The 12,249-nt window shown below is 68.8% G+C and carries 7 protein-coding genes; 6 read left to right on the top strand and 1 reads right to left on the bottom strand.

Annotated features, from left to right (window positions below; translation table 11 throughout):
• Positions 1–65: 65 nt before the first annotated feature.
• From HQ314_RS04815 to HQ314_RS04790, 6 genes are all read left to right on the top strand, one after another.
• On the top strand, positions 66–1,880 hold the full coding sequence (locus tag HQ314_RS04815) for an ABC transporter ATP-binding protein (protein WP_222631472.1): 1,815 nt from the start codon (positions 66–68) through the stop codon (positions 1,878–1,880).
• Positions 1,881–2,017: 137 nt separating this feature from the next.
• Entirely contained in the window at positions 2,018–2,464 is a 447-nt protein-coding gene (gene ssb, locus HQ314_RS04810) for a single-stranded DNA-binding protein (RefSeq protein WP_051613327.1), read from the top strand.
• 142 nt (positions 2,465–2,606) lie between these two features.
• A complete protein-coding gene (ettA, locus tag HQ314_RS04805) occupies positions 2,607–4,286 on the top strand; it encodes an energy-dependent translational throttle protein EttA (RefSeq protein WP_027505632.1) in 1,680 nt (559 codons plus the stop codon).
• 154 nt (positions 4,287–4,440) lie between these two features.
• Positions 4,441–9,306 (top strand): NAD-glutamate dehydrogenase, encoded by a 4,866-nt coding sequence (locus tag HQ314_RS04800; RefSeq protein WP_222647151.1) that lies wholly within the window; start codon positions 4,441–4,443, stop codon positions 9,304–9,306.
• A gap of 62 nt (positions 9,307–9,368) precedes the next feature.
• On the top strand, positions 9,369–9,800 hold the full coding sequence (locus tag HQ314_RS04795) for a thioesterase family protein (protein ID WP_027505634.1): 432 nt from the start codon (positions 9,369–9,371) through the stop codon (positions 9,798–9,800).
• Positions 9,797–10,468: a hypothetical protein gene (locus HQ314_RS04790; protein WP_374197812.1), complete on the top strand. Its 672-nt coding sequence runs from the start codon at positions 9,797–9,799 to the stop codon at positions 10,466–10,468. Before HQ314_RS04795 ends, HQ314_RS04790 begins: the two co-directional genes overlap by 4 nt.
• Positions 10,469–10,489: 21 nt before the next feature.
• Here HQ314_RS04790 and HQ314_RS04785 read toward each other — a convergent pair whose 3' ends face one another.
• Positions 10,490–12,103, bottom strand: a complete 1,614-nt coding sequence (locus HQ314_RS04785) for a glycoside hydrolase family 13 protein (RefSeq protein WP_374197811.1) — start codon at positions 12,101–12,103, stop codon at positions 10,490–10,492.
• Between the last annotated feature and the right edge of the window lie 146 nt (positions 12,104–12,249).

Here is a 12,249-nt window from a genome sequence, read left to right as displayed (position 1 = left end):
ACTAGCGTTGCAGCGGTCGACCTCATAATGAGGTAACCTCAGTTCTACCCGATCAGGGAGGTCATATGCGTTCCTCCACCACACCGGCAAGGCCGGTGCAGTCCCCCGTGACATCTGCGGACCACCAACCCGCACCGCTCGGGCGCGTCGTCGCCCTCTTCCGGCCCTATCGCGGCCGGGTCGCCGCGGTGAGCGCGGTCATCACCCTCAGCGCCGTCGTGGCACTGGGATCGCCGCTGCTCCTGCGCGACATGCTCGATCACGCCATCCCGAACGCCGACGTCACGCTGGTGACGATCCTCGCGGCCGGCATGATCGCGATCGCCGTCGTCACCAGCTGTCTCGGCGTCGCCCAGACCTGGATGTCCAACAGCATCGGGCAGGCCCTGATGCATCAGCTCCGCGTGCAGGTCTACTCGCACCTGCAGCGTCAGTCTCTCGGCTTCTTCGCGCGCACCCGCACCGGCGAGGTGCAGTCGCGCATCGCCAACGACATCGGCGGCATGCAGTCCGTCGTCACCAACACGGCCACGTCGATCGCTCAGAACGCGACCACCGTCATGGCCACCGTCGTCGCGCTCTTCCTGCTCGACTGGAAACTGGCCCTCTTCTCGCTCGCCATCCTGCCGGTGTTCGTCCGCATCGCTCGGCGGGTCGGCGACGAGCGTCGCCGTATCTCCACCGTGCGGCAACGCCTGCTCAGCGATCTGTCCGTCCAGGTGGAGGAGTCGCTCTCGGTGAGCGGCATCCTGCTGGGCAAGACGACCGGCGCGTCGTCGGTCCTCACGAATCGGTTCACCGAACGCTCGTCCGAGGTGGCCGACGTCGAACTCCGCTCGATGATGGCGGGCAAGTGGCGCATGGCGACCATGTCGATCAGCTTCGCCGCGATGCCGGCCCTGGTCTACTGGTTCGCCGGCATCACCATCGGCAACGGCAGCGCGTTGACGGTGGGAACGCTGGTCGCGTTCACCACCCTCCAGACACAGCTGTTCCGCCCCACGATGATGCTGCTCAACACCGGCGTCGAGGTGCAGAGCTCCCTGGCTCTGTTCGGCCGGGTCTTCGAATACCTCGATCTCCCGGTGGACATCGACGAACCCGCCGTACCGACGCCGATCGATCCGACGGCCCGACGCGGTGAGGTGCGCTTCCGCCACGTAGGCTTCGACTATCCGGGTGCGGCACATCCGACGCTCACGGACATCGACCTCACGGTCCCCGCCGGGAGCACCCTGGCGATCGTGGGAGCGACCGGCGCCGGCAAGACGACACTCGGGTATCTGACGGCGCGGCTCTACGATCCGACGTCCGGGTCGGTCGAGGTCGACGGTGTCGATCTCCGCGATCTCTCGCTCGCCGACGTGTCCGCGACGGTCGGGGTGGTGTCGCAGGAGACCTATCTCTTCCACGACACGATCCGCGAGAACCTCCGCTTCGCGCGGCCCGACGCCACCGACGCGGACATCGAGAATGCCGCTCGCACAGCGCAGATCCACGATTTCATCGCCTCGCTCGACGACGGCTACGACACGATGGTGGGGGAGCGTGGCTACCGGTTCTCCGGTGGCGAGAAGCAGCGCCTCGCCATCGCGCGCACCGTTCTGCGCAACCCGCCCGTCCTCGTTCTGGACGAGGCCACCAGCGCTCTGGACACCACCACCGAACGTGCTCTGGCCGACGCGATCGACCAGCTCGAGCAGGACCGCACCACCATCGTGGTGGCCCACCGACTCTCCACCGTGCGGTCGGCCGATCGCATCGTGGTGCTCGATCACGGGCACGTCGTCGAATCGGGATCCCACGACGAGCTCGTCGCCCGCGGCGGTGCCTACGCCGCACTGCTGGCGGCGTCCGGCGACTCGCTGGTCACTGCCTGACCACTCCTCCTGTCAACCCCCGCGGCGCTCCTGTGGACGGCCGTCCACAGGTGCTCGCGGGCCCTTCTGTCCGCGGTGCGAGCGGCGCAGAGTCGGGGGCGCGGTCGGTACCGGATCGACCGCGAGAGGGGGGAACGATGTACGAGTCGTATCTGACCGTGGTGGGCACCGTCATCACCGATCCGATCAAGCGCACCACGCCGTCCGGCGACGAGGTGCTCAGCTTCCGCGTGGCCAGCAATTCGCGCCGCATGGACCGCGAGAGTGGGGAGTGGCAGGACGGGGACACGCTCTACGCCTCGGTCAGCTGCTGGCGACGTCTGGTGTCGGGGGTCGGAGCGTCGCTGATGAAGGGCGATTCGGTCATCGTCTTCGGGCAGGCGCACACCAACGAGTACACGACCAAGGAGGGCGTGGGCCGAGCCGATCTCGAGATCCGAGCCACCGCGGTGGGACCCGATCTCGCTCGGTGCCACGTCAAGGTGGACCGGCCGCGTCAGGCGGCCGAGCGGCAGGAGTCCGGCGAGACCGTCGCCGAGGCCGCGGTGGACACGGCCGAGCCCGAGCCGGTGCCGGTGGGCTGACCGCGAACGGTTTCACGGGCACCGGTCGGTCCCGGTAGACTTCCGCGTCGAGCACATCTCCCAGTTGTCGGCCCCGTCGTCGGCATCTCAGCCGGCGCGATCCGCCCGGCACACACGCTGGTGAGCACATCGAGAGGAACTCGTGGCGGAATTCATCTACACCATGAAGAAGGTGCGCAAGGCGCACGGCGACAAGGTCATTCTGGACGACGTGACGATGAGCTTCCTGCCGGGAGCGAAGATCGGCGTCGTCGGCCCCAACGGCGCCGGCAAGTCTTCGATCCTCAAGATCATGGCCGGGATCGACCAGCCCGGAAACGGTGAGGCGTTCCTCGCGCAGGGCGCCACCGTCGGCATCCTCATGCAGGAGCCCGAGCTCGACGAGAACAAGACGGTTCGCGAGAACGTCGAGGACGGTCTCGGCGAGACGATGGTCCAACTCAAGCGGTACAACGAGATCGCCGAGCTGATGGCCACCGACTACTCCGACGAGCTGATGGAGGAGATGGGCGAGCTGCAGGAGAAGCTCGACCACGCCGACGCGTGGGAGATCGACTCGCAGCTCGAGCAGGCCATGGACGCACTGCGCTGCCCGCCGCCGGACGAGGGTGTGACCCACCTGTCCGGTGGTGAGAAGCGTCGTGTGGCGTTGTGCAAGCTGCTGCTGAGCAAGCCGGACCTGCTGCTGCTCGACGAGCCCACCAACCACCTCGACGCCGAGTCGGTTCTCTGGCTCGAGCAGCATCTGGCCGCGTACCAGGGTGCCATCCTGGCCGTGACCCACGACCGGTACTTCCTCGATCACGTCGCGCAGTGGATCTGCGAGGTCGACCGTGGTCGCCTCTATCCCTACGAGGGCAACTACTCCACCTACCTGGAGAAGAAGGCCGAGCGTCTCGAGGTCCAGGGCAAGAAGGACCAGAAGCTGCAGAAGCGCCTCAAGGACGAACTCGCCTGGGTCCGCTCCGGCGCCAAGGCTCGCCAGGCCAAGAACAAGGCACGTCTCGATCGCTACGACGAGATGGCGGCCGAGGCCGACAAGATGCGCAAGCTCGACTTCGACGAGATCCAGATCCCCAACCCGCCGCGCCTCGGCGACGTCGTGGTCGAGGTCAAGAGCCTCGACAAGGGCTTCGACGGCCGCGTGCTGATCAAGGACCTGTCGTTCACGCTTCCGCGTAACGGCATCGTCGGTGTCATCGGCCCCAACGGCGTCGGAAAGACCACGCTCTTCAAGACCATCGTCGGTCTCGAGGAGCCGGACGGCGGCGAGGTCAAGATCGGTCAGACGGTCAAGCTGAGCTACGTCGACCAGAACCGCTCGGGCATCGACCCGGCGAAGACGGTCTGGGAGACGGTGTCGGACGGCCTCGACTTCATCACCATCGGTACGCAGGAGTTCCCGTCGCGGGCGTACATCAGCTCCTTCGGGTTCAAGGGCCACGACCAGCAGAAGGCTGCCGGAGTCCTGTCCGGTGGCGAGCGCAACCGCCTCAACCTGGCGATGACGCTCAAGCAGGGCGGCAACCTGATCCTGCTCGACGAGCCCACCAACGACCTGGACGTCGAGACGCTCGGTTCGCTGGAGAACGCCCTCGAGGAGTTCCCCGGCTGCGCCGTCGTGATCTCGCACGACCGGTGGTTCCTCGACCGGACGTGCACGCACATCCTGGCGTGGGAAGGTGGCTTCGGCGACAACGAGGCCGCTTGGTACTGGTACGAGGGCAACTTCGAGGGCTACGAGGCCAACAAGGTCGAGCGCCTCGGTCCCGACGCCGCTCGCCCGCACCGCGTCACGCACCGGAAGCTCACGCGCGACTGAAATGTACTGGTAAGTAACCTATTTTCATCGCACGCCACGTCACCGCGGTGTTCGGCTCCCGGCCTCGCGAGGCTAGGGTCGGGAGCCGAACCCCACGGACAACGTCGCCCCGACCGGTGGATCCGCCGCTCGTGGTGATCGAAAGGCGACAGCGATGACTTCAGCGGGAGAGCACTCCGAGGCGGCAACGGCGCCGAACTCGGTGCTCGATCGGGCGGACGACCTCCGCGCGGTGTACTTCGGGCACGTCGATCTGGACGTGTTGCGGACCACCACGGGAGCCGACCCGACCGCGGTGGTGCACCGACATCTGGAGCTCGCCGAGCGTCGTGATCCCGGCGTCGCCTCTCTCGCCCTGCACCGCGGACCCGACAGCACCGTCGGCGTGGCCTTGCAGATCGTCACCGACGACATGCCGATGCTGGTCGAGTCGGTCACCGCCTGGCTCACCGGAGCCGGCATCGCGGTCGTCGAGGTGGTGCACCCGATCCTGCGCGTCGTGCGCGACGAGTCCGGCACGCTCCTCTCTATCCGAGGCGGAGCCACCCCGTCCGACGTCGAGACCGGCGATCTCGCGGACGGCAGCATCCTCGAATCGTGGATCCACGTGGCTCTGCACCCCGCGGCGAGCGAGGAGGCCTTCGCCTCGCTCGAGAGCTCGCTGGCCGACGTGCTCGCCGACGTGCGTCGCGTCGTCGACGACACCGAGGCCATGCAGCGTCGCCAGCTGGAACTGGCCGATCGTCTGGAACGACCACGCCGCGGAGACGCGGACGGAACCGAGTCCGTCACCCCTGAGGCGCGGCACGACGCCGCCCGCCTGCTGCGGTGGTTGTCCGAGGGCAACTTCCGCGTGCTCGGCAGCCGCCGGTACACCGCGACGGAGGCGGGTCTCGAACCCGTCGCCGAGTCCGCGCTGGGCATCCTGCGATCCGACGATCCGGGCGCCGTCGCGGGCTTCGACCTGCCGATCGACCGAGTGGTCGCTCGCGAGGACCTCCTCGTGCTCACCCGCGCATCGAGCTCCACGTCGGTGCACCGCGCCGTGCACCCCTACTTCGTCGGTGTCCACGACCTGGACGACGAGGGAAACACGGTGGGAGAGCACCGGTTCACGGGGCTGTTCACCATCTCCGCACTGCACGGCAACGTCCTCGACATCCCGGTCGTGGGTGACCGCGTGCGCACCGTCATCGAGCGCGCCGGGCACACCCTGTCGTCGTACTCCGGCCAGGCCATGCTCGAGTCGATCCAGTCCTTCCCGCGCACCGAACTCTTCTCGGCGGACAGCAGGTCGCTCTTCGACACCATCTCGGCCGTGGAGCGCAGTGCCCTGCGCCGCGAGGTGCTGCTCTTCCTGCGCCGCGACGGGTACGGCCGGTTCGTGTCGGCGCTGGTCTACCTTCCGCGCGACTCCTACACCACCCGCCTGCGTCTCGAGACCCGCAGGATCCTGCTGCACGAGCTCGGCGGTACCGACGTCGAGTACGAGGCACGCGTCTCGGACAGCCCACTCGCGTTGGTGCACTTCACTGTTCGCTTCGACGGACAGAGCGCGGACGCCGTCGACGTCTCGGACGCCAACCGCGACCGCATCAGGGCCCTGATCGCCGACGCCACCCGCACGTGGGACGACGCTCTGCGTGAGGCGGCCGCGGCCGACCCGTCGGTGTCGCCCGACAACGCGGCGCGCTATGCCGTCGCCTTCCCCGAGGCCTACAAGCAGGACTTCGACGCGGACCGGGCGCTCGTCGACATCGCTCGACTCGACGCGCTCGTCGGCGACGACATCGACATGTGCCTGTACCGCCCGCGCGACGCCGAGGCGGGTCACTGGCGTTTCTCCCTCTACGTGACCGGCAGCGAGGTCTCGCTGAGCCAGGTGCTGCCCGTCCTGCAGAGCCTCGGTGTGGAGGTGGTCGACGAGCGGCCGTACGCCGTGGTGCGCAAGGACGGAACGCGCTGCTGGATCTACGATTTCGGCCTGTCCGCGGAGCCCGAGGTCATCGAGGGCGCCGAGAACCAGACGAGTGTGGTCAGCCGACGATTCACCGACGCGTTCGCTGCCGTGTGGAACGGCCACGCGGAGGCCGACCGCTTCAACGAACTGGTTCTGCGGGCCGGTCTCGAGTGGCGCCGCGCGGTGGTGCTGCGGGCGTACGCGAAGTACCTGCGCCAGGCCGCTTTCCCTTTCAGCCAGACCGGCATCGAGGGTGTTCTCCTCGCCAACCCGGTGACGGCTCGGCTGATCGTCGACCTGTTCGACGCGCAGTTCGATCCCGCCTCGGCGTCCGAGGAGCGTGCCGACGAGATCGCGTCGGAGCTCGCCGAACTGATCGATCAGGTGGTCAGCCTCGACGCCGACAGGGTGCTGCGTGCCCTGTTCACCCTCGTGCGAGCGACGCTGCGCACCAACCACTTCGTCGTCGACGAACAGGGTCGCGAGCGCGATTTCCTGTCCCTGAAGTTCGACCCTCGCGGCATCGACGTGCTGCCCAAGCCGCGCCCGCGTTTCGAGATCTTCGTGTACTCGCCACGCGTCGAGGGCGTGCACCTGCGCTTCGGCACGGTCGCGCGCGGTGGTCTCCGCTGGTCCGACCGGCGCGAGGACTTCCGCACCGAGGTGCTCGGACTGGCCAAGGCGCAGGCCGTCAAGAACGCGGTCATCGTGCCGGTGGGGGCGAAGGGCGGCTTCGTCGTCAAGCAGCCGCCGTCTCCGACCGGCGATGCTGCGACCGACCGCTCCGCGACCACCGCCGAGGGGCGAGCCTGCTACCGCATGTTCATCGCGGGGCTGCTGGACGTCACCGACAACCTCGACCGTGCCACCCGCGCCGCGATCCCACCGCAGCGTGTGGTGCGACGCGACGACGACGACTCGTACCTCGTGGTCGCGGCGGACAAGGGCACTGCCACGTTCTCCGATCTCGCGAACGAGGTGTCCGCCGAGTACGGCTTCTGGCTCGGCGACGCCTTCGCCTCGGGCGGGTCGGTGGGGTACGACCACAAGGCGATGGGCATCACCGCCAAGGGTGCCTGGGAGAGCGTGAAGCGTCACTTCCGCGAGTACGGCATCGACACGCAGTCCGACGAGATCACCGTGGTCGGTATCGGTGACATGAGTGGCGACGTGTTCGGCAACGGGATGCTGCTCAGTGAACATCTCCGCATCGTCGCCGCGTTCGACCACCGGCACATCTTCCTGGATCCCGCACCCGACGCGGCCGCCTCCTTCGCGGAGCGACGGCGACTGTTCGAACTGCCGCGCTCGTCGTGGGCGGATTACGACACCTCCCTGATCAGCAGGGGTGGCGGAGTACACGAACGCACCGTGAAGTCGGTACCGGTCAGCGCCGAGGTGCGCGCGGCTCTCGGACTGGCGGACGACGTCACCGCCCTGTCACCGCCCGAACTGATGCGCGCCATCCTCACGGCGCCGGTGGACTTGCTGTGGAACGGCGGCATCGGCACCTACGTGAAGTCGCGCACCGAGAGCGATGCCGACGTGGGAGACAAGGCCAACGACCCGGTGCGCGTGAACGGCGCGGACCTGCGGGCGCGCGTGGTCGGAGAGGGCGGCAACCTCGGGGTGACCGCGCTCGGCCGCATCGAGTACAGCGCCGCGGGCGGCAAGATCAACACCGACGCCGTGGACAACTCCGCCGGCGTCGACTGCTCCGATCACGAGGTCAACATCAAGATCCTGCTCGATTCCACCGTGACGTCGGGTGACCTGGCCGCGGAGGACAGGGAGTCCCTGCTGGCCTCCATGACGGACGAGGTGGGCGCCCTCGTTCTCGAGGACAACGTCGCGCAGAACGAGCTGCTGGGTGTCTCACGGGCACACGCCCCCGAACTGCTGGGCGTCCACGCTCGACTGATCGCCGACCTGGTGGCGTCGGGGCGGGTGGACAGGTCGCTCGACGCGCTGCCGACGAAGTCGGAGATCTCGCGACGCCTGCAGAACGGGCTGGGTCTCACCTCGCCCGAGCTGTCGACTCTCATGGCTCACGTGAAGTTGGCGCTGCAGGAAGACCTGCTGGCATCGGATCTGCCGGACAACGACGTGTTCGCCCCGCTCATGACGGACTACTTCCCGACGCCGTTGCGCGAACGTTTCGCCGGTGCCATCAAGGCGCATCCGCTGCGCCGGGAGATCGTGGCCACGCGGGTGGCGAACGAGACGGTCGACCACGGCGGCATCACCTACGCCTTCCGCCTCGCGGAGGACTCGGGAGTCGGGAGCACGGACGCGGCGCGAGCGTTCGCGGCGACGAGCGAGATCTTCGGTCTGCACGACATCTGGGCCGCGATCGCCGCGGCCGACATGCCCACGGACGCGTCCGACGAACTGGTGCTCGAGTCTCGTCGCCTCCTCGACCGAGGATCCCGCTGGCTGTTGTCGAACCGGCCGCAGCCCATCGCTGTCGGTGCCGAGATCACGAGGTTCGCGCGCAAGGTGCGGATCCTGGAATCGCAGCTTCCGACCTGGCTGAAGGGTCGGCAGGCACGCAGCGGACTCGACCGTGCCACGTCCGCCATCGAGAAGGGCGCACCGGAAGAGCTCGCGCACAGAGTGTTCCGGCTCCTCGACGTGTTCTGCCTGCTCGACGTCATCGAGACGGCGGACATCGCGAACGAGGACGACGAGGTGATGGCGAGCCTCTACTACGCCCTCAGCGAGCACCTCGGCATCGACTGGCTGCTGTCTGCGGTGTCCACGCTCGAACGCGGCGACCGCTGGCACTCCCTGGCGCGGTTGGCGTTGCGGGACGACCTGTACTCGTCGCTGCGTGCCCTCACGCTCGACGTGACGGGCGGCGGCGAACCGGGGGAGACGGCGGACGAGATGATCGCCGACTGGGAGTCCACCAATGCCTCCCGGCTCGCTCGTGCCCGAGCGGCCCTCACGGAGATCGGCGAGTCCGGAACGCTGGATCTGGCGACGCTCTCGGTGGCGGCGCGGCAGATCCGCAGCATGGTGCGAGGGGCGGGTGCGCGGACCGACGTCTCGCGTTGACCACGCCCGGGGGGACGGGCGTGCCCGGCCCGGTGCCGCGCCGGGCCGGATAGGTTGGGGGCGTGACAGACGACGAGCTCATCGGCTTCCACTGCCCCGTCGAGGTGCGCTGGTCGGACATGGACGTGTACCAGCACATCAACCACGCACGCATGGTGACGCTGCTGGAGGAGGCCCGCATCCCGTGGCTCATGGCCGACGGTGTCCCCACCGCGACCCTGCGGAACAGTGCGGTGATCGCCGACCTGCACGTGCGCTACCGCGGCCAGTTGCGCCACGAGGACACGCCTCTCGACGTGTTCATGTGGGTGGAGCAGTTGCGGGCCGTCGACTTCACGGCGGGATACGAGGTGCGCCCGCACGGCGCACCGATGAGTACTCCGCCGGCCATCGTGGCGTCGACGCAGATCGCAGCCTTCGACATCGACACCCAGCGCCTGCGCCGGCTGTCCGGCGACGAGCGTGAGTACCTGCAGCGCTGGCAGCGGCCGTGACGGGTGCGCTGGCCGAGCGGTCGGTGACCGTCCCGGACTCGCGGGACCGGGACGATCTGTCGACCTTCCTGACCCACGCCGCGCGGCTCGACCCGGGCGCGGTGGTGCGCCTCCGGCGCCGCGGTGACAGTCACGTGGTCGCGTGGATCGAGACCGGATTCGACGTCCTCGCCGCCCGCGTGATCCGCGCCCGGGTGCTGCCGTCGGACGTCACCGTGGCCGCGGACGGGCTCCTCTCGGCGATGCGATCCGCCGGACCTGCACCGTTCGATCCCGGCTTCGGCATGGACTCCGCCTGGCGCGGTCCGGTGCCGCCGGACGCCGGGTGGACCCATGTGGACGACGTCCCCGGTCCGGTGTTCGTGGAGCTGGCCGAGCGTGGTGTCGCCCTGGCCCGCGAACACGGAACCGATCACGGCCCGCCCGTGTCGCTGCTCGATCAGGGCGTGGTGACCGTCGAGGCCGACGGCGAGGCGGTGCCCGTGTCGATGCGCATGATCTTCGCGCTCAACGCCATGAAGTTCGTGCCCACGGTGTCCGACTCGTCGCGGAGTGCGGACGACGCGCGCGTCCGGGTGCGAATCGCTCGGTCCTGGATCCGGCTCGACGCCCGCTACGGATCGGTGTTCCGCAGCCGGGGCGCCACGATCCCGCTCATGGTGTCCTGACCGACCCGCACCGCGACTCGCTCAGACGAGCCAGGCCGCCGCGTCGGCCGGAAGCAGCCCGTCCTGCAGCGGTGCGCTGGCGAGCAGCAGCGCTCCCGGCGGCAGGGTGATGGGCTCGGACGTGGTGTTCAGAGCGCAGATGACGCCGCCGCGGCGCCGGAACGCCAGACACCCGGGAGGGCTCCCGTACCACTCGACTCCGGGCTCGCTGAACTCCGGCCGCGCGGCCCGCAGGCTCAACGCCGTCCGATAGAGGCTCAGCATGGACTCCACGTCCTCGAGTTGGCTCTCCACGGTCAGCGGGGCCCACTCGGCGGGAATCGGCAACCAGGTCTCCCGCGCCGTCGAGAATCCGAACGGCGGCTCGGTGCCCTCCCACGGCAGCGGGACGCGGCACGCGTCTCGTCCGCGTTCCTGGCCGCCGGATCGGAACCAGGCGGGATCCTGCAGAGCGGAGTCGGGGAGGTCCGCGTTGGGCAGCCCGAGCTCGGAGCCGTTGTAGACGAACACGACACCGGGGAGCGCCAGCAGGACCAGGGCCATCGCGCGTGCGCGCTGCAGACCCTGCTCACCTCCGCCGTACCGGGTGACCTCGCGGTCGATGTCGTGGTTGGACAGGGTCCACGTCGGCGTGCCGCCGACACGGTCGACCGCGTCGAGCGAGTTGTCGACGGCGTCCCTGATGGCCGAGGCGTCGAACGCGGACTCGGCCAGCCGGAAGTTGAAGCCCAGGGTGAGCTCGTCGGGACGGATGTAGCGACTGAAGCGTTCGTTGTCCTGGACCCACACCTCGCCGACCGTCATCGCGCCGTCGTACTCGTCCACGACCCGGCGGATGGCGCGGTGGATCTCGTGCACCCCGTCGTCGTCGAAACGGGGGTCCCCGTCCTCGTTGCGCATCAGCTCGTTCACGGACAGATCCATGTCCGGGAGATCCGCCGGCTTGGCCATGCCGTGGGCCACGTCGATGCGGAACCCGTCGACACCGCGGTCGAGCCAGAACCGGATCGTCGCCTCCAGGTCGGCGAGCACCTCGGGTTCGGTCCAGTTCAGATCCGGCTGCTCGGGCGCGAAGATGTGGAGGTACCACTGACCGGGTGTGCCGTCCGCCTCGGTGACGCGGTGCCACGCGGGACCGCCGAAGATGCTGGGCCAGTTGTTCGGCGGCTCGGAGCCGTCGCCCTTGCCGTCCCGGAACACGTAGCGGGCCCGCTCCGGGCTCCCGGGCGCCGCGGCCAGAGCGGCCTGGAACCATTCGTGCTGATCGCTGGTGTGGTTCGGGACCAGGTCCATCGTGACCTTCATGCCCCGCGCGTGCGCCTCCGTCACCACGGCGTCCATCGTCTCGAGAGATCCGAACAGCGGATCGATGTCGCGGGGATCGGACACGTCGTATCCGTGGTCGACCATCGGCGACCGCATCACCGGACTGAGCCAGAGTGCATCGACGCCGAGCAGTTCCAGGTATCCGAGCTTGTCCCGGATGCCACCCAGATCACCGATCCCGTCGCCGTCGGAGTCCGCGAACGAGCGGGGGTAGATCTGGTAGAAGACGGCGTCGGACCACCAGGGGGCCGGGGCGGACGGGCCGTCGGCGGGGGACGGGCCGGCAGACGCGTCGATCGGAGTGCTCACAGGCGCAATAGTGCCAAAGGCCGAGCCGCGAGGGGCGGTGCGCCCGTCACCACGACCCCTCCGGCCTGCCCGGCCTCTCGTGGCGACCGGCCTCCGGCCTGCCCGGCTCCCACGAGAATCACCACGCGTCCGCTGTTCATGCCATG

The sequence above is a fragment of the Rhodococcus sp. BP-332 genome (genome assembly GCF_019836065.1).
Taxonomy (GTDB): Bacteria; Actinomycetota; Actinomycetes; order Mycobacteriales; family Mycobacteriaceae; genus Rhodococcoides.
Note: the sequence above shows the minus strand (reverse complement) of the source record. Positions and strands in the feature narration are given on the sequence as shown.

Coding starts and splice junctions, on each gene's coding strand:
- HQ314_RS04815 (WP_222631472.1), top strand. CDS start 66: ATGCGTTCCTCCACCACACCGGCAAGGCCGGTGCAGTCCCCCGTGACA.
- ssb (WP_051613327.1), top strand. CDS start 2,018: ATGTACGAGTCGTATCTGACCGTGGTGGGCACCGTCATCACCGATCCG.
- HQ314_RS04800 (WP_222647151.1), top strand. CDS start 4,441: ATGACTTCAGCGGGAGAGCACTCCGAGGCGGCAACGGCGCCGAACTCG.